This is a genomic window from Leisingera sp. F5, assembly GCF_001593695.1.
Genome location: NZ_LUKH01000014.1, coordinates 84506 through 109117 on the forward strand (window position 1 = coordinate 84506; position 24612 = coordinate 109117).

At 63.2% G+C, this 24612-nt stretch carries 21 protein-coding genes; 10 read left to right on the forward strand and 11 right to left on the reverse strand.

Annotation, left to right across the window (positions count from 1 at the left end; translation table 11 throughout):
• Positions 1-2 precede the first annotated feature (2 nt).
• Complete coding sequence (locus A2I95_RS11965; protein WP_291729977.1) at positions 3-1823, reverse strand: ABC transporter ATP-binding protein; 1821 nt, start codon at positions 1821-1823, stop codon at positions 3-5.
• A gap of 342 nt (positions 1824-2165) precedes the next feature.
• Here A2I95_RS11965 and A2I95_RS11970 point away from each other — a divergent pair, with 342 nt between their 5' ends.
• The 4 genes from A2I95_RS11970 to A2I95_RS11985 all read left to right on the forward strand — a co-directional run bounded on the left by A2I95_RS11970 (position 2166) and on the right by A2I95_RS11985 (position 7219).
• Positions 2166-3869 carry a peptide ABC transporter substrate-binding protein gene (locus A2I95_RS11970; protein WP_291729978.1) on the forward strand — a complete coding sequence of 568 codons (1704 nt, stop codon included), beginning with the start codon at positions 2166-2168 and terminating at the stop codon, positions 3867-3869.
• A gap of 133 nt (positions 3870-4002) precedes the next feature.
• Complete coding sequence (locus tag A2I95_RS11975) at positions 4003-5010, forward strand: ABC transporter permease (RefSeq protein ID WP_291729979.1); 1008 nt, start codon at positions 4003-4005, stop codon at positions 5008-5010.
• A complete protein-coding gene (locus A2I95_RS11980) occupies positions 5003-5914 on the forward strand; it encodes an ABC transporter permease (RefSeq protein ID WP_291729980.1) in 912 nt (303 codons plus the stop codon). The genes A2I95_RS11975 and A2I95_RS11980 overlap by 8 nt, the downstream gene beginning before the upstream one ends.
• A 231-nt stretch (positions 5915-6145) precedes the next feature.
• Complete coding sequence (locus A2I95_RS11985) at positions 6146-7219, forward strand: YeeE/YedE family protein (protein ID WP_291729981.1); 1074 nt, start codon at positions 6146-6148, stop codon at positions 7217-7219.
• Here A2I95_RS11985 and A2I95_RS11990 read toward each other — a convergent pair.
• The 5 genes from A2I95_RS11990 to A2I95_RS12010 form a co-directional block, all read right to left on the reverse strand.
• Positions 7155-8435 carry a DUF3422 family protein gene (locus A2I95_RS11990; RefSeq protein WP_291729982.1) on the reverse strand — a complete coding sequence of 427 codons (1281 nt, stop codon included), beginning with the start codon at positions 8433-8435 and terminating at the stop codon, positions 7155-7157. The two genes, A2I95_RS11985 and A2I95_RS11990, sit on opposite strands and share 65 nt — an antisense overlap.
• 224 nt (positions 8436-8659) lie before the next feature.
• A complete protein-coding gene (locus A2I95_RS11995) occupies positions 8660-10087 on the reverse strand; it encodes an NAD(P)(+) transhydrogenase (Re/Si-specific) subunit beta (RefSeq protein WP_291729983.1) in 1428 nt (475 codons plus the stop codon).
• 13 nt (positions 10088-10100) lie between these two features.
• Positions 10101-11672, reverse strand: a complete 1572-nt coding sequence (locus A2I95_RS12000; RefSeq protein WP_291729984.1) for a Re/Si-specific NAD(P)(+) transhydrogenase subunit alpha — start codon at positions 11670-11672, stop codon at positions 10101-10103.
• 138 nt (positions 11673-11810) lie between these two features.
• On the reverse strand, positions 11811-12260 hold the full coding sequence (locus A2I95_RS12005; RefSeq protein ID WP_291729985.1) for a methyltransferase: 450 nt from the start codon (positions 12258-12260) through the stop codon (positions 11811-11813).
• A 223-nt stretch (positions 12261-12483) separates the two neighbouring features.
• Complete coding sequence (locus A2I95_RS12010; RefSeq protein WP_291729986.1) at positions 12484-13434, reverse strand: MBL fold metallo-hydrolase; 951 nt, start codon at positions 13432-13434, stop codon at positions 12484-12486.
• A gap of 147 nt (positions 13435-13581) precedes the next feature.
• On the opposite strand from A2I95_RS12010, the gene A2I95_RS12015 reads away from it, so the two are divergent.
• The 4 genes from A2I95_RS12015 to kynA all read left to right on the forward strand — a co-directional run bounded on the left by A2I95_RS12015 (position 13582) and on the right by kynA (position 16988).
• Positions 13582-14337: an SDR family NAD(P)-dependent oxidoreductase gene (locus A2I95_RS12015; RefSeq protein WP_291729987.1), complete on the forward strand. Its 756-nt coding sequence runs from the start codon at positions 13582-13584 to the stop codon at positions 14335-14337.
• A complete protein-coding gene (locus A2I95_RS12020; RefSeq protein ID WP_291729988.1) occupies positions 14337-14720 on the forward strand; it encodes an MmcQ/YjbR family DNA-binding protein in 384 nt (127 codons plus the stop codon). Before A2I95_RS12015 ends, A2I95_RS12020 begins: the two co-directional genes overlap by 1 nt.
• A 92-nt stretch (positions 14721-14812) precedes the next feature.
• Complete coding sequence (gene kynU / locus A2I95_RS12025) at positions 14813-16006, forward strand: kynureninase (protein ID WP_291729989.1); 1194 nt, start codon at positions 14813-14815, stop codon at positions 16004-16006.
• A 148-nt stretch (positions 16007-16154) separates the two neighbouring features.
• Positions 16155-16988: a tryptophan 2,3-dioxygenase gene (gene kynA, locus A2I95_RS12030; protein ID WP_291729990.1), complete on the forward strand. Its 834-nt coding sequence runs from the start codon at positions 16155-16157 to the stop codon at positions 16986-16988.
• A 33-nt stretch (positions 16989-17021) separates the two neighbouring features.
• On the opposite strand, the gene A2I95_RS12035 is transcribed toward kynA, so the two are convergent.
• Complete coding sequence (locus tag A2I95_RS12035; RefSeq protein ID WP_291729991.1) at positions 17022-17603, reverse strand: TetR/AcrR family transcriptional regulator; 582 nt, start codon at positions 17601-17603, stop codon at positions 17022-17024.
• Positions 17604-17697: 94 nt separating this feature from the next.
• On the opposite strand from A2I95_RS12035, the gene A2I95_RS12040 reads away from it, so the two are divergent.
• Together A2I95_RS12040 and A2I95_RS12045 are read left to right on the forward strand one after the other, a co-directional pair.
• Complete coding sequence (locus A2I95_RS12040) at positions 17698-18162, forward strand: (2Fe-2S)-binding protein (RefSeq protein ID WP_291729992.1); 465 nt, start codon at positions 17698-17700, stop codon at positions 18160-18162.
• Between the two features lie 3 nt (positions 18163-18165).
• On the forward strand, positions 18166-20406 hold the full coding sequence (locus A2I95_RS12045; protein ID WP_291729993.1) for a molybdopterin cofactor-binding domain-containing protein: 2241 nt from the start codon (positions 18166-18168) through the stop codon (positions 20404-20406).
• Positions 20407-20450: 44 nt separating this feature from the next.
• Here A2I95_RS12045 and A2I95_RS12050 read toward each other — a convergent pair whose 3' ends face one another.
• The 4 genes from A2I95_RS12050 to A2I95_RS12065 form a co-directional block, all read right to left on the reverse strand.
• Positions 20451-21089, reverse strand: coding sequence for a GNAT family N-acetyltransferase (locus A2I95_RS12050; protein ID WP_367151399.1), 639 nt, complete (start codon positions 21087-21089; stop codon positions 20451-20453).
• Entirely contained in the window at positions 20978-21757 is a 780-nt protein-coding gene (locus A2I95_RS12055) for a gamma-glutamyl-gamma-aminobutyrate hydrolase family protein (RefSeq protein WP_291729995.1), read from the reverse strand. The genes A2I95_RS12050 and A2I95_RS12055 overlap by 112 nt, the downstream gene beginning before the upstream one ends.
• A 121-nt stretch (positions 21758-21878) precedes the next feature.
• Positions 21879-22307 (reverse strand): heme-binding protein, encoded by a 429-nt coding sequence (locus A2I95_RS12060; RefSeq protein WP_291729996.1) that lies wholly within the window; start codon positions 22305-22307, stop codon positions 21879-21881.
• Between the two features lie 114 nt (positions 22308-22421).
• Entirely contained in the window at positions 22422-24569 is a 2148-nt protein-coding gene (locus tag A2I95_RS12065) for a malate synthase G (RefSeq protein ID WP_291729997.1), read from the reverse strand.
• Positions 24570-24612 lie beyond the last annotated feature (43 nt).

The window sequence follows — 24612 nt, forward strand, 5'->3', positions numbered from 1 at the left end:
GGTCAGTATCCGCTATCTGTGGTCAGGACGAAGTGGCCTGGCTCAAGCTCCAGATATTCCGACGGCTCCGGCTGGTAGCCGACCTCGTGAATCGGCGAGGGAATCGGTTTGAAGTTCAGCTCTTTCTCCGATTTGCGCTGGCGCGGGTCGGCAATCGGGACAGCCTTCATCAGGGCCTGCGTATAGGCGTGCAGCGGGTTCTCGAACACCCGCTCACGCGGGCCGATCTCAACAATGCGGCCCAGATACATGACTCCCACCTGATGCGAGACGCGCTCCACCACTGCCATGTCGTGGCTGATGAACAAGAAGGACAGGCCCAGCTCCGCCTGCAGTTCCATCATCAGGTTCAAAACCTGCGCCTGCACCGATACGTCCAGCGCCGAGACGGCCTCATCCGCGACAATCAGCTTGGGGTTCAGAGCAAGCGCGCGGGCGATGGCGATGCGCTGGCGCTGGCCGCCGGACATCTCGTGCGGGTAGCGGCGCATGAAGCTGCGCGGCAGGTGGACGCGGTCGAACAGGCTGGCGACCCGGTCGTGCAGTTCGGAACCGGAGGCGAGGCCGTAGTTCCGGATCGGTTCCGCCACCTGATCGATCAGCTGCATCTGCGGGTTCAGCGAGGCAAACGGATCCTGGAAGATCATCTGCATGTCCTGGCGGGCTTTGTGCATTTGCGATGCGTTGAAGCCCAGCACATCGCGGCCCTCGAACTCCACCTTGCCCGAATCCGGCTCCACCAGCCGCAGGATCGAGCGGCCGGCCGAGGATTTGCCGCAACCGGATTCGCCCACCAGCGACAGGGTCTGCCCCTTGAAGACCTTGAACGACACGTCCTCCACCGCGTGGACGTTTGAAATGGTGCGGCGCAAGAGGCCGCCCTTGACCGGGAAGCGGGTGGTCAGGTTCTGCACCTCCAGCAGCACCTCGTCGGTGCCCGTGATCGGTTCGATCTTCTGGCCCTCGACGCCCAGCAGTTTCATCGGTTCGGGGTACTGTTTGCCGCGCATCTCGCCCAGTTTCGGAACCGCCGCCAGCAGCGCCTTGGTGTAGTCGTGCTTGGGGTTCTCGAAGATCTCCTCGACGGAGCCTTCCTCAACCTTGTTGCCGCGGAACATGACAACGACGCGGTCGGCCATCTGCGCCACAACGGCCATATCATGGGTGATAAACATCACCGCCGTTCCCGTCTCGCGCTTCAGGCGGTCCATCAGCGCCAGGATTTCCGCCTGGATGGTCACGTCCAGCGCGGTTGTGGGCTCATCCGCGATCAAAAGCCGCGGCTCGCAAGCCATCGCCATGGCAATCACCACCCGCTGGCGCATGCCGCCTGACAGCTCGTGCGGATATTGCTGCAGCCGCCGCTCCGGTTCGGGGATGCGGACCTGGCTCAGCAGTTCCAGTGCGCGGTCCTCGGCCTGGGATTTGGACATGTTCTTGTGGATGCGCAGGCCTTCGGTCAACTGGCGGCCCACGGTGAACACCGGGTTCAGCGCCGTCATCGGCTCCTGAAAGATCATGCCGATCTCGTTGCCGCGGATCTGCTTCATCATCTCCTGTTCGGTGCTGGCCAGATTGGTTTCACCGCCCTCGCGCCGATTGAACAGCAATTCGCCGCCGGCAATCTCGCCGCCCCCGAACTCCACCAGCCGCATCAGCGACAGCGAGGACACAGACTTGCCGGAGCCGGATTCGCCCACGATACAAACGGTTTCGCCCGGGCTGACATCAAAGGACACGTCTTCAACACCGGTGACAGGGCCGTCCTTGGTCTGAAACTCCACACGCAGATTTCTTATGGACGCAATGGTGTTGTCCAGCATGACGGCTCCCCTGCCTTATTGTTGCCAAGCCTGCCGGGAACGGAGGCCTCAGCTTTCAGAGTAAACTCTACTTTGCACAAAAATGCTCATGCAAATAATGCATAGGGTGATCGAAATTGGAATTTGCAATTTCCAGTGAACTGGTCTTCGATACCATCAGTGGCTGCCCGCAATGCGCCCCGCGCCGGTCTGCCCGGCAAAATGTTAAGACTGCTTAGTTTCTTCGTTTTTTGGCTGCTTGCAGGCGCGAACGCTACATTTCCGCAGTGATGCGGCAATCCTCCGGGCCAAAGAGTCCGGCCAACAAATAAGACACGAAACGTGTCCGACAAGGAGAGTGTGATGAAACTCAAATCCCTATTGATGGGGGCTGTTGCCACGGCCTCCCTCGCGCCAGCGGCCTTTGCCGAGCGCGGGTCAGACGGCCAGGTCAATATCATCTATTGGCAAGCGCCGTCGATCCTGAACCCGTTCCTGTCCGGCGGCACCAAGGACATCCAGGCCGCCTCGCTGGTGATCGAGCCGCTGGCCCGCTATGACCCCGACGGCAAAATGGTGCCCTATCTGGCCACGGAAATCCCCACCGTCGAAAATGGCGGCGTCAGCGAGGACCTGACCTCGATCACCTGGAAGGTCGCGCCGGGCATCAAATGGTCCGACGGCACCGACTTCACCGCCCATGACGTGAAATTCACCGCCGATTACTGCATGCATCCCGAAGGCGGCTGTGCGCAGCTGACCAAGTTCGAAGGCGTCACCTCGGTTGAGCTGCTGGATGACATGACCGTCAAGGTCAACTTCGACAAGCCGACCCCCTTCCCCTACGGCCCGTTCTCCGGTGGCGAGAGCCCGATCCTGCAGAAGGCCCAGTTTGAAAACTGCATGGGTGCCCGGGCGCCGGAATGCACGGATGCGAATTTTGGCCCGATCGGCACCGGCCCGTTTGTGGTCGAGGAATTCAAGCCGAACGACGTGATCACCATGTCGGCCAACCAGAATTACCGCGATCCGGCCAAGCCTGCGTTCGCCAAGGTGCTGTTCAAGGGCGGCGGTGACGCAACCGCTGCGGGCCGCGCGGTGATGGAAACCGGCGAGTTCGACTATGCCTGGAACCTGCAGCTGGCGCCGGAAGTGATCGCCCAGATGGAAGCAGGCGGCAAGGGCAAGCCGGTTGCCGGCTTCGGCTCGCTGGTGGAACGCATCATGCTGAACCAGACCGACCCGTCGCCGAGCCTGCCCGAGGGCGAGCGCGCCACCGCCAAACATCCGCATCCGTTCCTGAAGGACCCGGCGGTCTACAAGGCGATGTCGATGGCCATAGACCGTCCGCTGCTGGTGGAAATCGGTTACGGCAAAGCAGGCAAAGTCGGCTGCAACTGGGTGCCTGCCCCTGCGGCCTTTGCATCCGACACCTTTGACTGCTCCACCCAGGACATCGAAGGCGCCAAGGCGATGCTGGAAGAAGCCGGTTACAAGGATACCAATGGCGACGGCGTACGGGAAACCCCGGACGGCAAGCCGATGGCAATCCTGTACCAGACCTCGACCAACGCCGTGCGTCAGGATTTCCAGGCTCTGATCAAGGAGTGGTGGGGCCAGATCGGCATCCAGTCCGAGCTGCGCAACGTTAACGCATCCGTGTTCTTCGGCGGTGATCCGGGCTCGCCCGATACCTTCCAGAAGTTCTATGCCGATGTGGAAATGTACGCCAACAACTTCGACGGCACCGACCCGCAGGCCTATCTGGCGAACGGTCTGTGCGACAAGGCGCCCCGCCCCGAATCCCAGTGGCAGGGCGAGAATATCTCGCGCTTCTGCAACGAGGAGTTCGACCAGCTGCACGCCGAGCTGACCAAGACCGCCGGACTTGAGGCCCGCGCCGAAATCGGCAAGCGCCTGAATGACATCCTGGTCGAAAACGGCGGCATGATCCCGCTGGTCCACCGCGGCCGCCTGTCGGCGCATTCCAACACTCTGGGCGGTGTCGACCTGAACGTCTGGGACAGCGAGCTGTGGAACGCGGCTGACTGGTACCGCATCAAGTAAGCCTGGCTTGCTTCACCAGGGCCCCGGCGCTGTGCCGGGGCCCCTTGCCATCCGCCACAGCCGCGCATGGCCTGGACGCGGGGCTCCGCCCTGCCTGTTCCGAATTCAATACAAGTTCAAAGGCGTTTAGCAGATGCTGACCTTTACAATCCGGCGGCTGATCCTGGCAGTTCCGACACTGCTGTTCATCAGCCTCGTGATCTTCCTGCTGCTGGAGCTCGCCCCCGGCGACCCGATGGCACAGGTTCCCCTGACCGTCCCCCCTGAAGTCAAAGAGAAGATGCGCGAGGCGCTTGGTCTTGGCCAGCCGATGCATATCCGGTTCTGGAAATGGATCGTGCAATTCTTCTGGATCGAGCCGCAGGTGCTGGTCGACCATTACCTGGGCACAAGTTTTTCCGCAGGCGACCTGCGGGTGATCTCCTGGCAGACCCGCTCGCCGGTGATGGATATCGTGGTTCAGCGGATGCCGCAGACCCTATGGGTTGTCGGCACCGCCTATGTTGTCGCCATCCTGATCGCGCTGCCGATCGGCATCTATTCCGCCTACCGCCAGTACAGCTGGTTCGACCAGCTGGGCACCTTTGTGTCGATGGTCGGCTTTTCAGTGCCACCGTTCTTCTCCGGGGTGCTGGTGATCGTGATCTTTTCGGTGCAGCTGGGCTGGTTCCCGTCGATCTATGACACCACCCATGTGGTCGACAGCTGGGACAGCTTTGTCTATCAGCTGAAGCAGATGATCATGCCGGTGATGGTGCTGGCGCTGCAGATCACCGCACAGCTTTCCCGCTTCATGCGCGCCTCAATGCTGGACAACCTGAACCAGGATTACGTGCGCACCGCACGGGCCAAGGGCCTTAGCGAATACGTCGTGGTGATGGTGCATGTGCTGCGCAATTCGATGATCCCGGTGGTCACCGTGATCGCGCTGGGGATTCCGGCGATCTTTGGCGGCGCCATCATCACCGAGCAGGTGTTCAAGGTGAACGGCATCGGCCAGCTGCTGATCGGCGCCATTCAGGCCAACGACCTGCCGATGGTGCAGACGCTGACCTTTATCTTTGCGGTGCTGATCGTGCTGTTCAATCTGATCGCCGACGTGCTGTACGGCATTCTTGACCCGAGGATCCGCTATGACTGAGCTGAGCAATCCTGTTCCTTCGAAACCGCCGCGCAGCCAATGGCTGGACGTGTGGGACCAGTTCAAATCCCACCGCGGGGCCTTGATGGGCGGGGCTTTGTTCCTGTTCATCATCCTGGCGGTCTACCTCGGCCCCTACCTGTGGGACCTTGAGGCCACCAAGATCGACATCCGCGCCCGCAATCAGGGCCCGACCTGGGCGCATCCCTTTGGCACCGACCAGCTGGGCCGCGACATGCTGGCCCGGATGATGGCGGGCGGCGCGACCTCGGTTTCCGTCGGTCTGACGGCGATGCTGCTGGCGCTGTTCCTGGGGTCGTTCATCGGGGTGCTGGCAGGCTTCTTCAAACGCCTGGACGGGCCGCTGATGCGTCTGACGGACTTGTTCCTGGCGCTGCCGCTGCTGCCGCTCTTGCTGGTGATGATGCTGCTGTTCCGCGAACCGCTGAACGCCACCTTTGGACCGGAACAGGGGATCTTCATCCTGATCGTGGCCTCCATCGGTGTCACCAGCTGGATGCCCACGGCGCGCATTGTGCGCGGCGATGTGCTGGCGCTGAAAGAGCGCGAGTTCGTGATGGCCGCGCGGTCCATCGGCACCACCAACAGCGGGCTGATCACCCGGCACATCCTGCCGAACGTGCTGTCGCCGATCATGGTCTCGGCCACCTTGGGGATTGCCACTGCGATCATCACCGAGTCGTCGCTCTCCTTCCTCGGCCTCGGCTTCCCGCCGGACTTCCCGACCTGGGGGCGGCTGCTGTTTGATGCGACCGATTACCTGCAGCAATACCCCGAACGGGTGTTCTGGCCCGGCATGGCGATCTCGCTGACGGTGCTGAGCGTCAACTACCTGGGCGACGGCCTGCGCGATGCGCTGGACCCGCGGATCCGCGGGCGCTGAGGCGTAACACACGCACACATTCAAATAAAAACATACCATCCGGCCGTTTTCCTGAAAGCGGCCGGTTTGTTTTGCCGGCGCAAGTTTCTTGAAAGCCGGGTTTTACCGGGACGGCCGAAACCGGGAAATCATCCTGCCGCGCCTCCTATCTTCAAACCGTCCGCCGCTTGCCCGTGCGTGAAAATTCCTCCATTTCGGGAAACCGTTCCGATTCCGCACCTGGAGGGCGCAATGTTCGAGACATTCGGCTTTGAAGAGACCACCGCACGGGAAGTTTCCGTCCTGTTCGCCCTTTGCATCGGCGCCCTTTTTGGTGCGCTGGCGCAGCTGACCCGCTTCTGCTTCCGCCGCGCCTTGGTTGGCAACGACCGGCGACAGGCGGCAGGGGTCTGGGCAATGGCCTTTGCGGTTGCAGTCCTTGGCACCCAAGCCGCGGTGGCGCAGGGCTGGATCAGCTTTGACGGTCACCGGCTGATGACCGGCGATCTGCCATTGCTGGCGATTGCCGCAGGCGGGCTGATGTTCGGGGCGGGCATGATCCTGACCCGCGGCTGCGCGTCGCGGCTGGTGGTGCTGGCAGGCAGTGGCAATCTGCGGGCACTGCTGGTGATCACAGTCTTCGCCGTTGCGGCCCATGCCACGCTCAAGGGCGTTCTGGCGCCGCTCAGAACCGCGCTTGGTTCCGTCACGCTGCCGATGGGGGAACAGGTATCGCTGGCCGTCCTGCCCGGCGGCCCGCTGTTGTGGAGCGCCCTGATTGCCGCGGCTGCGCTGGGTATTGCGCTGCGGTCGGGCAACCGCGCGCCTGCATTGGCTGGTGCCGCCCTGATTGGACTGCTGGTTCCCCTGGCCTGGGTGGGCACCGGTTTTGTACTGCTTGACGAATTCGACCCCATCGCGATGGAAAGCCTGTCGTTCACGTCTCCGGCGGCCGATACGTTGTTTTTCGTGATCGCCTCCAGCTCCATTCCTGCCGGTTTTGGCCCTGGGCTGATTGGCGGCGTGCTGCTGGGTGCCCTGATGGCGTCGCTGCTGAGCGGCAGCTTCCATTGGCAAAGCTTTGAGACCCCGCGCCAGACCGGCCGCTATCTGGCCGGTGCAGTGCTGATGGGAGCCGGCGGGGTGCTGGCAGGCGGTTGCACCGTGGGTGCCGGGCTGGCCGGCATTCCCACGCTGAGCCTGGCCGCCCTGCTGGCGCTGGGGTTCATTGCGCTTGGCGGCATCGGCATGAATGCCCTGCTTAATGCAGCTTCTTCCGGATCCGCTGGATCCCCAGCCACACCAGCCCGACAACCGGCAGAGTGACCGCCGCGATCAGCAGCTTCTTGTTCAGCCCGTAGCGCTCTGCCAGCGGCAGGAAGAAATCGGACACCAGCGACACCGCGTAATAGCTGACCGCCACCACCGACAGCCCTTCGACCGTGTGCTGCAGCCGCAGCGCCAGATCGGCGCGCCGGTCCATGCTGGCCAGCAGCGCCTGGTTCTGCGCCGAACGCTCCACATCCACCCGGGTCCTGAGCAGCTCGCCCGCCCGGCGCGCCCGGTTTGCCAGCGATTCCAGCCGCTTTTCCGCAGATTTCACCGTGCGCATGGCAGGCTCGAACCGGCGCAGCATGAATTCCGCCAGCGTCTGGAACCCTTCATACCGTTCCTCGCGCAGCAGGCTGACCCGCTGGTTGACCAGCGCGTCATAGGCCCCGGTGGCGCTGAAACGGAAGGCTGAGCGGGCGGCCATTGCCTCCAGCTCAGCCGAGACGGTCAGCAGCTGCGACAAGGTCTGTTCCGCAGGTGCAGAGCCGCTGGTCATCTCAACCATCATCTCGCTCAGATGGGTGTCCAGCGCGCTGATCGTCGGGGTCAGGCCGCGGGCGCGGGAGAACCCCAGCATCGCCATCGCCCGGTAGGTTTCGATCTCGCACAGGCGCTGCACAATCCGCCCGATGCGCTGGCTGCCGGTCTCCGCGTTCGGAAACACGGCAAAGCGCATATGCCCAGCCGGGTCGATGCGGAAATCGCCCGCAATCGTTGCGCTGCCGTCCAGCACTTGCGAGACCACCACGCTTTCCGGAACGAACCACTCGCGCACCAGCGTCTTGACTGCAGCATCCGCAGGCCTGGGCTCAACCCGGAACATGGTGGAGGTAATGCGCTGGCCCGGTGCCTCTGCCAGCCAATCCCTCGGGAAAACTTCGAAGTCCGCCGGGTCGAAGGCCCGGGTGCTGATCCCGTCGCTGTAAACCGTGTAGCTGACGAACTCGGTGTGCTGCTCCCACTTCAGCGTGTGGCGGCCGATCTGCGCCATGTGATGGGTGGCGCCCGGCTGCGGATGCGGCGCGCCGTGCCGGTCCAGCAGGTCCGTCAGGTGGCGCAGGTCCTGCATCCGGTCGCGGTGTTCGGCTTCGTTGGGCTGTTTGACCGCCAGATAGACCACTGTGCAGGGGCTGGACATGGCGGGGAACGGGCGGGCGTGCAGCTCGTTGGTCAGCGGATACCGCAGGGGGTGGTCCTGGATCGGGGGCATTCTGGTCTCCGGGGCAATGCGGCCGACCATAGAGCCACGTGGCAAGCATGTAAAGAATGTTTTATTTCAACGTGTTAGATGAATGCAATGGTATACGGAACGGGCTTTTCCGGGGGCCCTGCCCCCGGCCTGCGGCCTCCCCCGGAGTATTTTCAACCAGAAAGAAGCGCCAAAGCAAAAAGGCGCCCCGGTTGGAGCGCCTTCCTTTGTCTTGGGCAGCCGGTTTAAGTGATCATGCCCAGCAGCGTATCGAGGCTGGCCTTAGCATCGCCATAGAACATGCGGGTGTTTTCCTTGAAGAACAGGGGGTTCTCGATGCCGGAATAGCCGGTGCCCTGGCCGCGTTTGGAGACAAAGACCTGTTTCGCCTTCCAGCATTCCAGAACCGGCATGCCGGCGATCGGCGAGTTGGGGTCTTCCTGCGCCGCCGGGTTGACGATGTCGTTGGAGCCGATGACGATGGCCACATCCGTGTCCGGGAAGTCCTCGTTGATCTCGTCCATTTCCAGCACGATGTCGTAAGGCACTTTGGCTTCGGCCAGCAGCACGTTCATGTGGCCCGGCAGGCGGCCTGCCACCGGGTGGATGGCAAAGCGCACGGTCTTGCCCTTGGCCCGCAGGCGGCGGGTCAGTTCAGCGACATTCTGCTGCGCCTGGGCCACCGCCATGCCGTAGCCGGGGATGATCACCACAGAGTCGGCCTCGTCCAGGGCCGCCGCCACGCCGTCGGCGTCGATGGCGATCTGCTCGCCGTCGATCTCCATCGCCGGGCCTGCGGTGCCGCCGAAGCCGCCCAGGATCACGCTGACAAAGGAGCGGTTCATCGCCTTGCACATGATGTAGCTGAGGATCGCACCGGATGAGCCCACGAGCGCGCCGACCACGATCAGCAGGTCATTGCCAAGGCTGAAGCCGATCGCCGCCGCCGCCCAGCCCGAGTAGCTGTTCAGCATCGAGACCACCACCGGCATGTCGGCGCCGCCGATGCCCATGATCAGGTGGTAGCCAATGAACAGCGCCGCCAGGGTCATCAGGAACAGCGGCAGGAAGCCGCCCGAGTTGAAGTACCAGATCAGGCTGAGGAAGGAGAGGCCCGCGGCACCGGCGTTCAGCATATGGCCGCCCGGCAGTTTGGTGGCCGCCGAGGTCACTTTGCCCGCCAGCTTGCCAAAGGCGACGACTGAGCCGGTGAAGGTGATCGCGCCGATGAAGATGCCGAGGAACAGCTCAACCCGCAGGAAGGCGATCTCCGCCGGGGTCTTCTTGGCAATCAGCTTGGCAAAGGTGCCCAAGTCATCGGTACTGGCGGCGGCTGCCACATTGCCGATCTCGAAATGGGCGATGAAGCCGACAAAGACCGCCGCGAGGCCGACCAGCGAGTGCATCGCGGCAACAAGCTGCGGCATCTCGGTCATCTGGACCTTCTTGGCCACATAGGTGCCGATGAGGCCGCCGCCGGCAATCAGCAGGATCGACAAGAGCCACAGGCCGGAGCCGGGGCCGATGATCGTGGCAAAGACCGCCAGCCCCATGCCGGCAATGCCGTACCAGACCGCGCGTTTGGCGCTTTCCTGGTTCGAAAGCCCCCCAAGGGACAGGATGAAGAGAACAGCCGCAACAACATAGGCGGCGGTGGTGAAACCGTAATCCATGTGCCCGGCCTCCTTAAGATTTCTGGAACATGGCAAGCATGCGCCGGGTGACGAGGAAGCCGCCGAAGATGTTGATCCCGGCCATGAAGACGCTGAGCGCTGCCAGCAGGATCACCAGGAACGAGCCGGAGCCGATCTGCATCAAGGCGCCCAGGATGATGATCGAGGAGATCGCGTTGGTCACTGCCATCAGCGGCGTGTGCAGCGAGTGTGCGACGCCCCAGATCACCTGAAAGCCCACGAAACAGGCCAGCGCAAAGACGATGAAATGCTGCATGAAGCTGACCGGCGCAAACAGCCCGACCAGCAGCAGCAAGGCGCCGCCGCCTGCCAGCAGGGTGACCTGGCTTTTGGTCTGCGCCTTGAAGGCTTGGACCTCCTGCGCGCGCTTCTGCTCCGGCGTCAGTTCCGGCACAACTTCCTTCGGCTTAGCCGCAATTGCCTGAACTTTCGGCGGCGGCGGCGGGAAAGTGATTTCGCCCGCAAAGGCCACGGTGGCGCCGCGGATCACGTCGTCCTCCATGTCGTGATTGACCTGGCCGTCCTTTTCGGGCGTGAGGTCCGACATCATGTGGCGGATGTTGGTGGCGTACAGCGTCGAGGACTGCGCCGCCATCCGGCTGGGGAAATCGGTGTAGCCGATGATCGTCACGCCATTGTCCGTCACGATCTTCTGGTCTGCCACGGTCAGCTTGCAGTTGCCGCCCTTCTCCGCCGCAAGGTCAACAATGACCGAGCCGGGCTTCATCGCTGCGACCATATCCTCGGTCCACAGCTCCGGCGCCTCGCGGTTGGGGATCAGCGCGGTGGTGATGACGATGTCCACCTCCGGCGCCAGCTCGCGGAATTTGGCCAGCTGCGCCTCGCGGAATTCCGGGGAGGAGACTGAGGCATAGCCACCGGTGGCGGCACCGTCCTGCTGGGCTTCCTCAAAGTCGAGATAAACAAATTCGGCGCCCATGCTTTCGACCTGCTCAGCCACTTCCGGGCGCACGTCAAAGGCCAGGGTGATCGCGCCAAGCGAGGTCGATGTGCCGATGGCGGCCAGGCCTGCCACCCCGGCGCCGACCACCAGAACTTTTGCGGGAGGCACCTTGCCCGCCGCCGTGATCTGGCCGGTGAAGAAACGGCCGAAGTTGTTGCCCGCTTCAATGACCGCGCGGTAGCCCGCGATATTGGCCATCGAACTCAGCGCATCCATCTTCTGGGCGCGGGAGATCCGCGGCACCATTTCCATGGCGATCACATTGGCGCCCTTGGATTTGGCCAGCTCCATGCCCTCTTCGTTGCCCGCCGGGTTGAAGAAGGAAATCAGCGTCTTGCCCTTGGTGAGCCGTTTCAGCTCGGTTGTATCCGGCTGGCGCACTTTGGCGACGATATCGGATGCTTTCCACAGGGCCGCCGGCGTCTTGATGATCTCAACGCCCGCTGCCTCATACACTGCATCGGAAAAACCCGCAGCCGCACCGGCCCCGGTCTCAATCGCGCACTCATACCCCAGTTTCTGCAGCTGCTTTGCCGAATCCGGCGTCATGCCGACCCGGTTCTCGCCCGCAAATGTTTCTTTTGGTGTCCCTATTTTCACCTTATGGGTCCCCCTCGTCTTGCCCGTGCCAGCAATGCCTAGGTACGGATCACAATGATTTTCTATACTGCGCGCAAGATTATTGCGCAAGGATTTTGCCGCATTGCCGCAAAGTCATGCTGCAATGCCGCGTTCAGGTCAGATCCAGCGGCGCACCTTCTGTTCGTAACGGGCCCAGTCCGCCCGGAAGGTCCGGCGCAGCCTGTCTTCCTCGGGAATGACAAACCGCTTTTCCAGCAGCCACAGAAAGATGGGGATCAGCGGCAGCGACAGCACCGCGTCAAACCACAGCACCAGACCCGCAAGGATCAGAACATCGCCCAGATAGATCGGGTTGCGGCTGCGGCTGAAGATCCCGGATTGCACAAGCCGGCTGGGCGTCTGATGCGGGATGACCGTGGTCTTTTGCCGCCGCATCTCAGCAATGGCGAGCAAAGCCAGCAACAGGCCGCCGCCCAGCAGGATGCCGCCAAGAAACTCAGCCCATGCCCCGCCGAAAGAGAGCCTGAATGCGGCATGACCCGACTGCAGCCAGGCCGCCAGAACAAACCCCGCCAGCCAGACAGGTGGCACATCCAGCCATCGCATCACGCCCTGCCCGTTTGCAGAATATGTCCTGAAATCATGTACATTTCGGGCAATCTTCCCTTATCCGGCTTGGTCGTCCAGACCAGTTCGGCCGGAACTTTCAGAAAAGGACAAAATGCCCCTGATGCTGCAGAAACGACGAATCTGTTCCGGCTTGCGGCATGATCCTGCATAGATTCGCCCGGAAGCCTACGTATATTTATGTGTACTGAGACGGAGGGGCTTATTCCCATTCCATTTCTTCGAACACCCGGCCTGCATTTTTGGTGGCCAGTTCTTCGAATGTGTCCAGTCCTTTCCAGCGCGCCTGATCCACGTAATAGGCGCTGGCAAGGTCTCCGCCCGCCTCGATATGGGCGCCGACCTTGGCCCGCAGGTCCACCAGATAATCGAGGGTATAGCGCCGCAGCTGCGGCAGGCTGGTCGGGTGGCCATGGCCCGGGATGACATAGGCGGGCGCAAGCGGCTCCAGCTTGTCCTGCCAGGTTTCAACCCAGCATTTGGTGCAGGTATGCGGGAACACTGGCAGCATCCGTTCGTGAAAGGCGATGTCGCCGGCGATCAGCAGGTTCCAGTCCGGAATCCAGACCTGGATGTCGCCGGGATCATGCGCGGGACCAAGGTGCAGAACCTGGATTCCGACCCCGCCAAGGGTCAGGTCATAGCGGTCGTCAAAGGACAGGTTGGCGTGTTCCACCCGGGTCTCGCCCGCGCGGTCTTTGTTGTAGCCGCGCATCCGCTGCAGGATCAGGTCGCTGTTTTCCTGCGTCTCGGCGATGGCCTCGGCATGGGCCAGCACATCCACGCCCTGATCCCGCCAATAGCCGTTGCCCAGCATGGCATGGCCCTGGCCGTTTTCGTTGATCACCAGCACCACCGGCTGATTGGTCACCTGCCTGATTTCCTCATGCAGCGCCTTGGCCAGCGCGTCCGAGGCCCCGGCATTCACCACCACCACGCCTTCGCCGGTCACGATGAAGGACAGGTTGTTGTTGTGGCCTGCATTCTCGTAGGTAGGCGGTGCCGTGGCGCCGATGGCGGAGAACACATGCGGGATGACCTCCACCGGTTTGGAGTAGAGTTCGGACTGCGGGTACTGGTCGGCGATGTCTTCGCTGGCCTGTGCAGTTGCAGCGATGCACAAGGCGGCGCAGGCGGCGGCAATGGCTTTCATCGGAAATCTCCCTGGACGTTTGAAGTGACATTCACACATGCGAATGTGACTGTAAACGCCTGACCCGTGCGGCGTGACGGCACGGCGGGGTTGCCAGTTGCCACGGCCCGGTTAGGCTGGCCCGCAAAACAGGGAGGTCCGGCAAACATGACATTGCAAGGCAAACACGCGCTGGTCACCGGCGGCGGCACCGGCATCGGGCTGGCAATTGCCCAGGCTCTGGCGGCTGAGGGCGCACAGGTCACCATCACCGGGCGCAGGCAGGAGGTTTTGGAGCAGGTTGCAGCGGCGGGTGGCCTGCATCCGCTGGCAATGGATGTCCGCAGCGAGGAGGACGTGGCAGCTAAGGTGGACACGGCGGTGGCGACGCGCGGGCCAGTCCAGATTTGCGTGGCCAATGCCGGCGTTGCCGAGGGCGCGGCGCTGCACAAGACCTCGATGGAGTTCTGGCGCAATATGATGGCGACCAACCTGGACGGGGCCTTTCTGTCCATCCGGGAGTGCTTCAAGTCGATGCGGGAGACCGATTGGGGGCGGGTGATCACCGTGTCCTCTATTGCCGGCTTGCGCGGGCTGAAGGGCGGCGCCTGCTACTCCGCCAGCAAACACGGGCTGGTCGGACTGACCCGCGCGCTCAGCGAGGATTACCTGGGCACGCCGTTTACCTTCAACGCGCTGTGCCCCGGCTATGTCGACACCCCGATAGTCGAGCGCAACATCACCTCGATTGCCCAGCGCGCCGGGATGAGCGCGGTAGAGGCGCTGGACGTGATGGTGAATGCCAACCGGCACAAGCGGCTGATCGAGCCCTCCGAGGTCGCCGCCGCGGCGCTGTGGCTGTGCGGGCCGGGTTCGCAGTCCATCAACGGCCAATGCATCGAGATCGCGGGCGGGCAGACCTGATGGACCGGGAGGAATTCAACCGTTTCTGCGCCACCTTCCCGGCGGCGGAGCATGTGGTGCAATGGGGCAATTCCGACGTCTGGAAAGCGGGCGGCAAATTGTTTGCGGTCTGTGGCTGGGCTGACGGCAGGGATGCCTTCACCTTCAAAGCCGGGGAGATTGCCTATGAAGTTCTGCAGGAGCGCCCTGGCGTCCGCCCGGCGCCCTACCTGGCGTCGCGCGGGATGAAGTGGCTGCAGCAGTTTGACGACGATGGACTTACGGATGCGGAGCTGAAGGAGCAGATCACCCTGTCCTACCAGATGGTGACCGCGAAGCTGTCCAGGCGCAAACGGGCTGAATTCGGCATCCCCGATCCGCAGCCTGCCGCGCGCCAGGGCTGACGCAGGCGGCCCGCCTCTGGACAGACCGGAAGGGATACGATAGCAAACCACAAAGCTTTAAGTATAAAATACCCACTGCACGCGAGGCCCCGATGACCGATTTTGCAGCAACCAAGGCAATGTTCGACCTGCCGGAAGGCGTGACCTACCTGGACGGCAACTCGCTGGGCCCCCTGCCCCGCGCCGCCAAGGATCGGGTCGGGTCGATGATGCAGGACGAATGGGGCCAGATGCTGATCACCGGCTGGAACAAGGCCGGCTGGATGGATAAACCCAGGGCGCTGGGGGACCGGATCGGGCGGCTGATCGGAGCGGAGCCCGGCCACGTGGTGATGGGCGACACGCTGTCGATAAAGGTATACCAGGCCGTCGCCTCGGCGCTGGAGCTGAACCCGGGCCGCAAGGTCGTGCTGTCGGACAACGGCAACTTCCCCACCGACCTGTATATGGCAGACGGGCTGCTGAAATCGCTGGGGCCGGAGTATGAGCTGCGCGTGGTCGACCCGGAAGCAGTGGAGGACGCGATCACCGATGAGATCGCGGTGCTGATGATCACCGAGGTGGATTACCGCACCGGCCGCAAGCACGACATGAAAGCGCTGACAGAGAAGGCCCACGCGCTGGGTGTGCTGACGGTCTGGGACCTGGCCCACTCGGCGGGTGCCATTCCGGTGGATCTGGCCGGGTGCCACGCGGATTTCGCGGTAGGCTGCACCTACAAGTACCTCAATGGCGGCCCTGGCGCGCCTGCCTTTATCTATGTCTCGCCCCGCCACGCAGAGACCGCCCGCCCCGCCCTGTCGGGCTGGCTGGGGCATAAGGCGCCCTTTGCCTTTGACCTCGACTACAGGCCCGGCAGCGGCATCGACCGGATGCGCGTCGGCACCCCGCCGATCCTGCAGCTGACCGCCCTGGAGGCGGCGATGGATATCTGGGACAAGGCCGATATGACATCTGTGCGTGCCAAGTCCATCGCGCTGTGCGACCTGTTCATCGCCGAAATCGAAAAGGCCTGCCCGCAGCTGGAGCTGGCCTCGCCCCGCGATCCCGCCTTCCGCGGCAGCCAGGTGTCGTTCAAGTTCGATGAGGGCTATGCCGCGATGCAGGCGCTGATTGCCCGCGGCGTGATCGGCGACTTCCGCGCGCCCGACATCATGCGCTTTGGCTTCACCCCGCTTTACATCGACGAAGGCGACGTGCGCACCGCGGCAGAGATCATCGCCGACGTGATGACCAACGCCCTATGGGACCGGCCGGAATACATGGTCCGCCACGCGGTCACCTGATGCCTTCCACGCGTTCATACCATCTGCCGCTCTGCCGCCCGGCGGGCTGGGTGGCGCTATGGCGCCGCCTGGCCCAATGCGGCACCCTGAACCGGAGAAACCGTCCCTTTCCGTGAACCGTGATACACTTAGGAAAAGGAACGCTTCGATGACCAAACCCTACGACCCCGCCGACGATGGTGCCCAGATGTCCTTTGACGGGCGCATGTCCTATGGCGATTACCTGTCGCTCGACATGCTGCTGAACGCGCAGAAGACGTGGACCGACACCCATGACGAGATGCTGTTCATCATCCAGCACCAGACTTCTGAGCTGTGGATGCGGCTGGCCATTCATGAACTGACCGCCGCCCGTGACCGGCTGCTGGACGGCAAGGCGCATCAAGCCTTCAAGATGCTGGCCCGTGTCGCACGGATATTTGAACAACTGAATTCCGCCTGGGACGTGCTGCGCACCATGACGCCGTCGGATTACACCGCGTTCCGGGATGAGCTGGGGCAAAGCTCCGGCTTTCAGTCGCACCAGTACCGGCAGATCGAATTCATGCTGGGCAACCGCAACAAGGCGATGCTGCGCCCGCATTCCCACCGTCCGGACATCCTGGCGCTGCTGGAGGCGGAGCTAGCGCAGCCGTCGCTGTATGATGTGGCGCTGAAGGCACTGGCACAGAGTTTCCCGCTGCCGGAGGAGGTGCTGAACCGGGACGTGTCCGAAGCCTATGTGCCGCATGAGGCCGTGCAGGCCGCCTGGACCGAGGTTTACCGCGATACCGAAACCCACTGGGAACTGTATGAACTGGCCGAGAAGCTGGTGGATTTCGAGGACTACTTCCGCCGCTGGCGCTTCAACCATGTGACCACAGTCGAGCGTGTGATCGGCTTCAAGCGCGGCACCGGCGGCACCGGCGGCGTCAGCTATCTGAAACGGATGCTGGAAGTGGAACTGTTCCCCGAGCTGTGGCACCTGCGCACTGAGCTTTGAACATAGGAGCGGGCCGGGACACCGGCCGGCCTGTTACCGCAACGTCAGCCCGGCCCCGAGCAGGGCCGCCAGCTGGCGCACGCCGGCCTGATAGGCCGCATAATCCGCGGCGGTCTGCTTAACGCCTTTCAGAGCGGCGCAAATGGTTCGAGCGACCTCTGCGGCATCGCCGCTCAGCACGGCCTTCCCGGCCTTGGCCTGCTGGTCCAGCCAGTCCGCATAGATCCCGCTCAGGGCGGCCTCGCCCTCCGCGATCACCTCACCCGCCACGTTTTTAGTAACTTCGAACAGCTCCATCCCGTGCGGCGAAGCCATCATCATTTGCACGCCCTCTCCGGCCTGTCCCTCAAAGGCCGCCAACAGCCGGTCAGGCAGCGGCCCCGTCTCAGCCAGGGCGGCACGCACCCCGGCAGCCGCAGCGCCGTAGTAGGCGGCCACCAGCGCCCGGAAGATCGCGTCCTTGTTTTTGAAATGCAGATAGAGCGCCGGACGCGACATGCCCGCGCCCTTGGCAATGTCATCCATCGAGGTCTTGCGGAACCCATAGGTGGAGAACGCCGCCCATGCGGCCTCCAGGATCGCCTGCTGTTTTGGTTCAATGCCTGCCATGTTCATGTTTCCGCTTCTGACATTTATTGCGGAAAATGTCAATTGACATACTGACACTTTCGGTTAGATTTGTCAGAGACCCAGCAAAGGAAGACACGCCATGTCCACCACGCTTCGCATCAATGGAAAATCCCATCAGGTGGACCTGCCTGATGACGTCCCCCTGCTGTGGGTGCTGCGCGATGAGGTTGGCCTCACCGGCACCAAGTTCGGTTGCGGCGTGGCCGCCTGCGGCGCCTGCACCGTGCAAATCGGCGGCGAGGCCGTGCGCTCCTGCCAGGTGGCGCTGTCCGATGTCTGGGGCGAGGTGACAACGATCGAAGGCCTCGGCACGCCGGACGCCATGGCAGCGATTCAGCAGGCTTGGGTGGAACATCAGGTGGCCCAATGCGGCTATTGCCAGTCAGGCCAGATCATGCAGGCGGCGAGCCTGCTGGCGGAAAACCCGGCGCCCTCGGACGCGGAGATTGACGAGGCGATGCAGGGCAACCTGTGCCGCTGCGGCACCTACCCGCGCGTCCGGGCCGCCATCCATTCCGCCGCTCAGAAAATGCAGGAGGCGTAACCAATGGCCAGCATTGCAAAAATCGCCCGCCGCACCTTCCTGATCGGCTCCGCCGCCATCGTCGGCGGCGTGGCCTTCGGCGCCTATTACGTCAGCCGCCCGGCCCCGAATCCGCTGAAACCGGCAGAGGGCGAAGCAGCGCTCAACCCCTTTGTGCTGATCGACCGGAACGGCGTCACCCTGTTTGCGCCGCGGGCCGAGATGGGCCAGGGCGTGAAAACCAGCTGGGCCGCACTGATCGCAGAGGAACTGGACGTGGAGCTGGACCAGGTCAGGGTTCTGCACGGCCCTGCCGCGCAGGCCTATTACAACTCTGCCTTCATCGCCGATGCGCTGCCGGGCAAGGGCTATGACAGCGGCAATTTCAAACATTCTGTCGGGGAGGCGCTTGGGCATATCGGCAAGGTGCTGAACCTGCATGGCACCGGCGGCTCCACCTCGATGAAGGACGGGTTCAAGCGGATGCGCCAGGCTGGCGCCACCGCGCGCGAGACGCTGAAACAGACCGCGGCAGAGCGGCTGGGCATCAGCCGCGGCCAACTGAGCACCGTCAAGGGCGCGGTGGTTACGCCGGACGGCACGCAGATCCCCTACTCCGAGCTCGCAATGGACGCCGCCAAGCTGGACCCGGTGGACGCGGACCTGCGGCCCAGCAGCGAATGGCGGCTGATTGGTAAATCCCAGCCGCGGATTGATATGGCTGAAAAAGCCACCGGCACCGCCGAATTCGGCATCGACGTGCGGCTGCCGGGGATGAAATTCGCCTCGGTCCGCATGAACCCGCGCCAAGGCGGCGGCATGAAGGCTTTTAACGCCACTGCCGCCGAAGGAATGCCCGGCGTGGAAAAGATCGTGGACATGGGCGCGGGTGTGGCCGTGGTGGCAACGAACACCTGGTTGGCGATGCAGGCGCTGGACGCTATAGAAGTGGATTGGGAGGACGCCCCCTACCCGCCGGAAACCGATCAGGTCTTCGCCAGGATTGCGGAAGCTTTTGACGATACCCCGAACTCTGTCCTGCGCGATGACGGCGATGCGGACACGCTTCCAGAAGGCGCAACCGAGCTGACGGCGGACTATCAGGTGCCCTACCTGGCCCATGCCACCATGGAGCCGATGAATGCCACTGCACTATTGCAGGACGGCAAACTGACCCTCTGGTGCGGCAACCAGATGCCAACCTTCGTGCAAATGAAATGCGCCGAGGAAGCCGGGCTGGAAAGCGATCAGGTGGAGGTCAACACCACCTACCTTGGCGGCGGCTTCGGGCGGCGGGCAGAGTTCGACTATGCGGTGCTGGCCACCCGGCTGGCGAAACAGATGCCCGGCACCCCGGTGCAGCTCACCTGGAGCCGCGAGGAGGACATGCGCCATGATATGTACCGCCCCGGCGCGCTGGCGCGGATGCGCGGTGCCGTCAAGGACGGCCAGGCTGTGCTGCTGGACGGCAAGGTCGCTGCCGCCTCGCCGGTGGCGCAGGCGATGAAGCGCCTGGCGGACCTGCCACAGGCCGGCCCCGACAAGGTGCATGTGGAGGGATTCTTCAACGCGCCCTATGCGATCCCGAACTTCCGCGCCGCGGGGCATCTTGCGGACATCCGGATCCCGGTCGGCTTCTGGCGCTCTGTCGGCAACAGCTTCAACGCCTTCTTCGTCGAAAGCTTCATTGACGAGATGGCCCATGCTGCCGGCGCCGATCCGCTGGAGTTCCGCCTGGACCTCGCCCGCCGCGAATGGGCGCCCGCCGCCGCGGTGCTGGACGCGGTCAAAGAAATGTCCGGCTGGACCGGCCAGACGCCCGCAGGAACAGGCCGAGGCGTTGCCCTGTGCTACAGCTTCGGCACGCCAGTGGCCGAAGTGATCGAAGTGGTTGAGGACGACGGCAGCATCCGTATCGCCAATGCCTGGATAGCCTGCGACGTGGGTCAAGCCATCGACCCGGAGATCGTCAAGGCGCAGATGTTCGGCGGCATGGCCTATGGGCTGTCGGCGGCCTGCTTTGGCGAGATCACCTTCGCGGACGGGGCAGCGGAACAGGGCAACTTCCCGGACTATGACGCGATCCGCATGCATACGATGCCGCGGACGGAAGTGCAGGTGCTGGAAACCCAGACCCAGCTCGGCGGCGTCGGCGAGCCCGGCACCCCGCCCGCGGCCCCAGCACTGGCCAATGCGCTGTTTGACCTCACCGGCAAACGCGCGCGCCAACTGCCGTTGATGCATGAATTTGATCTGATGGTCTGACCCCGTTTGCGGCCTGCCTCGCCCGGCGGGCCGCTGGCTCATTGTCAGTCCAGGATCTTGACCATCCGGTAGTTGTGAATTTTCACACCGCCACGCTCAAATTCGCATCGTTTATCCAAGGCAAATCCCATCCGCTCGAAAAAACTGCGCGCTGCTTCGCTCGCCTCGACATACAGCAGCCTGATCCCCTGGCGCAGCGCGGCTTCTTCCAGTTTGCCGTAAAGCATCCCTGCAACGCCCTGCCCTGCCGCACGGGGATGGCAGAACAGCATGTCGATATGGCCATCCGCCTCCATATCGATGAAGGCAACCGGCACATCCGCATCATCCGCCGCCACCCAGACAGCCCGCCCATCGGACAGCTTCCGCAGGAAAACTTCACTTGACGGCGTCTCCGGGCACCAAGCGCTGATTTGCGCAGGAGAGTAAAACCGGCTGGCAATACCATGAACAGCGGATGTGAAAACATCCGCCAACACAGCTGTGTCACCCGCCCTGAATTGTCTAACTCTGCAGCAAAACGGCCTGCCGGCTGCCCCCTGCCATACATCAGTTGCCATATTCGGACCTTTTATGCTGACCGCTGCAAACCAGCCTGCGCCCTGCCAGCAGCCCAGGCCCTGACCGCATCGCCGAACGCCTCGAACAGCGGGCGCGACACCGGATCGCTGGCCGCATCCCATTCCGGGTGCCACTGCACTGACAGGGTAAATCCGGCGGCGTCCTTGATATAAACCGCTTCGGGGGTGCCATCGGGCGCCTGCCCGTCAATAACCACGCGGGCGCCCGGGCGTTTGATACCCTGCCCGTGCAGTGTGTTGGTCATCACTTCCTTTGCCCCGAACAAACGGTGGAACGCTCCGCCGGAGCTGAATTTCACCGCGTGGCGCAAGGCAAACTTTTCTTCCAGCGTGCCATCCGGCGGCATCCGGTGGTTCATCCGCCCCGGCAGGTCCCGGATCTCAGGGTGCAACGTGCCGCCCATCGCCACGTTGACCTCCTGAAAGCCGCGGCAGATGCCGAGGAACGGCTGGCCGCGCTCCACACAGGCGCGGATCAGCGGCAGGGTGATCGCATCGCGCGCCCGGTCAAAGGCTCCATGCGCTTCGGTCTCGGCCTCGCCGTACTCATGCGGGTGCACGTTCGGACGCCCGCCGGTGAGCAGGAAGCCGTCAAAACTCTCCAGCAGTTCCTCTACCGTCACAAAACGCGGGTCCGAAGGGATCATCAGCGGCATGCAACCCGCCACTTCGGCGATCGCCTCGGAGTTCATTGTTCCGCCTGCATGGACAGGGTACTGATCGTTGATCAGGTAGGAATTTCCGATGATGCCAACTTTGGGTCGCGCCATATTCCGCTCTTCTTGTGCTGTCTAAAGAAGAACCTAGCCCCCTGCGGGCGCCACATCAACGGGGAGCACGGCGCAACAGACTGTTCAGCCGCGCACAACGTTGCGGAATGTCCCTGCGAACTCAGATCTCGCCCTGCAAACCAGCTGCCTCGATGCCAGCCATTGCGGCAATCGCGTCATTGTCCGAGGTATCGCCTGTGACCCCCACGGCGCCGATCACGGCACCCTCGCTGTCCTTCACCAGCACCCCGCCCGGCACCGGGACTACCTGACCGCCATAGACACCGTTCACCGCGGCCATGAAATAGGCCTGAGCTTCTGCCCGGGCCATTTGTGCGGTGCCCGCCATGCCCAGCATCACCGCGCCGTAGGCCTTGCCCTGAGCAATCGGGAACCGGCCCGGTGCGGCGCCGTCCTCGCGCTCGAACGCCTGCACATGACCGCCGGCGTCCAGCACGACAACGGAAAGCGGCTTCAGCCCCATCTCATGCCCTTTGTCCAAGGCCACGCGGATGATTGTGCGGGCCTGATCCAGTGAAATCTTTGCCATGGGCGTCGTTCCTTCCGTTCGCGTGACGTTACGGAACAGAAAAGGAGGCCAAAAGGCCCCCTTTGACTACCCCTTTTTGCAGGGAAACTGTTTCATCCGGTCAGTTTGCCGCGGTCAGTTTGACGCTTCCTGCGCCTTCAGCTCCAGCCGCCGGGCGTGCAGCACCGGCTCGGTATAGCCCGAGGGCTGCACCCGCCCCTTGAACACCAGATCGCAGGCCGCCTGGAAGGCAATGGTGTCGAACCCTGGCGCCATCGCGCGATAGGTATTGTCGCCGCGGTTCTGCTCATCCACCACTTTGGCCATCTTGCGAAGGGAGCCCATCACCTCGTCTTCAGTGACAACACCATGATGCAGCCAATTGGTGATGTGCTGGGCCGAAATCCGGCAGGTGGCGCGGTCCTCCATCAGGCCGACGTCGTTGATGTCCGGCACCTTGGAGCAACCGACCCCTTGATCGACCCAGCGCACCACATAGCCCAGGATGCCCTGGGCATTGTTGTCCACCTCGCGGGCGATCTGGCGCGGAGTCCACTTGCGGTAGGTGGCCAGCGGGATCTCCAGGATGCCGTCCACATGGGCACGGCGGCCGCCTGCCTTGAGCTTCTCCTGCACCGCGAACACATCCACCTTGTGGTAATGCAGCGCGTGCAGGGTTGCGGCGGTCGGGCTCGGCACCCAGGCGCAGTTGGCGCCGGATTTCGGATGCTCGATCTTTTGTTCGATCATCGCCGCCATCATGTCGGGCATCGCCCACATGCCCTTGCCGATCTGCGCCTTGCCGGACAGGCCGCATTCCAGGCCGATATCCACGTTCAGGTTCTCATAGGCACCGATCCAGCCCTTGCGCTTGATGAAATCCTTGCGGGAGAACGGCCCCGCCTCCATCGAGGTGTGGATCTCGTCGCCGGTACGGTCCAGAAAGCCGGTGTTGATGAAGGCGACCCGGTGCTTCGCGGCTCGGATGCATTCCTTGAGGTTCACCGAGGTGCGGCGCTCCTCATCCATGATGCCGATCTTCACGGTGTGGCGCGGCAGGCCCAGGATGTCCTCGACCTTATCGAAGATCCGGTCGGTAAAGGCGACTTCCTGCGGACCGTGCATCTTGGGCTTTACCACATAGACAGACCCATGGGCCGAGTTGCCGCCGTCGCGCTTCAGGTCGTGCATGGCGATCATCACGGTGATCAGCGCGTCCAGAAGGCCTTCGTATGCCTCCTTGCCGTCCTGATCCAGCACCGCCGGATTGGTCATCAGGTGGCCGACGTTGCGCACCCACAGCAGGGCGCGGCCCTTCACGGTCTTGGCAGTGCCATCCGGCGCGGTGAAGCCAAAATCGGGGTTCAAGCGGCGGGTGATGATCTTGCCGCCTTTTTCCAGGTTGGTCTCCAGGTCGCCCTTCATCAGGCCCAGCCAGTTGAAATAGGCCAGCACCTTGTCCTCGGCATCGACGCAGGCGACCGAGTCCTCACAGTCCATGATCGCCGAGATCGCGCTTTCCAGCCGCACATCGGCCAGCCCCGCCTGGTCACGGGCGCCAATTGCATGGGCACGGTCGAATACCAGTTCCACGTGCAGGCCATTGTTGCGCAGCAGCACCGACTCCGGCGCCTTGGGGTTGCCGCGGTAGCCTGCAAATTTCTCCGGCTGCGCCAGCGGCAGATCATCGACCAGCAGCTGGCCGTCCTGCACATAATAGCGGCGCACATCAGCGTGGCTGGTGCCGGCGATCGGAAAGGCCTCGTCCAGGAACACCCGCGCCCGCGCCACAACCCGCGCGCCGCGGCCCCTGTCGTAGCCGCCCTTGGGCGCAGGGGTGCCCATCGCATCAGTGCCATAGAACCCGTCATAGAGGCTGCCCCAGCGCGCGTTCGCCGCGTTCAGCGCATAGCGGGCGTTGGTGATCGGCACCACCAGCTGCGGGCCAGGCACCGATGCAATCTCGGGGTCGACATTCTGCGTTTCAATCTCGAAGTCGCCGCCTTCGGGCAGCAGATAGCCAATGTCCGCGAGAAACGCCTTATAGGCCTCGTGGTCGTGCGGCTTGTCGCGGTTGGCGATGTGCCAGGCGTCGATCTTGGCCTGGATATCTTCACGCTTGGCCAGCAGCGCCCGGTTTTCCGGCCCGAACCCATTCACCAGTTCCGCCAGGCCTTTCCAGAACGTCTCTGCCTCGACACGGGTGCCGGGCAGCGCCTGTTTCTCAATGAAATCCGCCAGTTCCGGCGCGACCTGAATTCCCTGTTTCTCGACCCGGCTCATGTCTTGCTCCTTCCGGCGGTACACCACTGTATGCTGACCCCCT

What these genes read in the sequence shown, in the direction of transcription:
- A2I95_RS12045 (WP_291729993.1), top strand. Translation starts at nt 18,166, where the DNA reads ATGGCCAGCATTGCAAAAATCGCCCGCCGCACCTTCCTGATCGGCTCC.
- A2I95_RS12035 (WP_291729991.1), bottom strand. Translation starts at nt 17,603, where the DNA reads ATGAACATGGCAGGCATTGAACCAAAACAGCAGGCGATCCTGGAGGCC.
- A2I95_RS11975 (WP_291729979.1), top strand. Translation starts at nt 4,003, where the DNA reads ATGCTGACCTTTACAATCCGGCGGCTGATCCTGGCAGTTCCGACACTG.
- A2I95_RS12065 (WP_291729997.1), bottom strand. Translation starts at nt 24,569, where the DNA reads ATGAGCCGGGTCGAGAAACAGGGAATTCAGGTCGCGCCGGAACTGGCG.
- A2I95_RS12060 (WP_291729996.1), bottom strand. Translation starts at nt 22,307, where the DNA reads ATGGCAAAGATTTCACTGGATCAGGCCCGCACAATCATCCGCGTGGCC.
- A2I95_RS11980 (WP_291729980.1), top strand. Translation starts at nt 5,003, where the DNA reads ATGACTGAGCTGAGCAATCCTGTTCCTTCGAAACCGCCGCGCAGCCAA.
- A2I95_RS12010 (WP_291729986.1), bottom strand. Translation starts at nt 13,434, where the DNA reads ATGAAAGCCATTGCCGCCGCCTGCGCCGCCTTGTGCATCGCTGCAACT.
- A2I95_RS11965 (WP_291729977.1), bottom strand. Translation starts at nt 1,823, where the DNA reads ATGCTGGACAACACCATTGCGTCCATAAGAAATCTGCGTGTGGAGTTT.
- A2I95_RS12040 (WP_291729992.1), top strand. Translation starts at nt 17,698, where the DNA reads ATGTCCACCACGCTTCGCATCAATGGAAAATCCCATCAGGTGGACCTG.
- A2I95_RS12050 (WP_367151399.1), bottom strand. Translation starts at nt 21,089, where the DNA reads ATGGGATGCGGCCAGCGATCCGGTGTCGCGCCCGCTGTTCGAGGCGTT.
- A2I95_RS11985 (WP_291729981.1), top strand. Translation starts at nt 6,146, where the DNA reads ATGTTCGAGACATTCGGCTTTGAAGAGACCACCGCACGGGAAGTTTCC.
- A2I95_RS12055 (WP_291729995.1), bottom strand. Translation starts at nt 21,757, where the DNA reads ATGGCGCGACCCAAAGTTGGCATCATCGGAAATTCCTACCTGATCAAC.
- kynA (WP_291729990.1), top strand. Translation starts at nt 16,155, where the DNA reads ATGACCAAACCCTACGACCCCGCCGACGATGGTGCCCAGATGTCCTTT.
- A2I95_RS12015 (WP_291729987.1), top strand. Translation starts at nt 13,582, where the DNA reads ATGACATTGCAAGGCAAACACGCGCTGGTCACCGGCGGCGGCACCGGC.
- A2I95_RS11995 (WP_291729983.1), bottom strand. Translation starts at nt 10,087, where the DNA reads ATGGATTACGGTTTCACCACCGCCGCCTATGTTGTTGCGGCTGTTCTC.
- A2I95_RS11970 (WP_291729978.1), top strand. Translation starts at nt 2,166, where the DNA reads ATGAAACTCAAATCCCTATTGATGGGGGCTGTTGCCACGGCCTCCCTC.
- A2I95_RS12005 (WP_291729985.1), bottom strand. Translation starts at nt 12,260, where the DNA reads ATGCGATGGCTGGATGTGCCACCTGTCTGGCTGGCGGGGTTTGTTCTG.
- A2I95_RS12020 (WP_291729988.1), top strand. Translation starts at nt 14,337, where the DNA reads ATGGACCGGGAGGAATTCAACCGTTTCTGCGCCACCTTCCCGGCGGCG.
- kynU (WP_291729989.1), top strand. Translation starts at nt 14,813, where the DNA reads ATGACCGATTTTGCAGCAACCAAGGCAATGTTCGACCTGCCGGAAGGC.
- A2I95_RS11990 (WP_291729982.1), bottom strand. Translation starts at nt 8,435, where the DNA reads ATGCCCCCGATCCAGGACCACCCCCTGCGGTATCCGCTGACCAACGAG.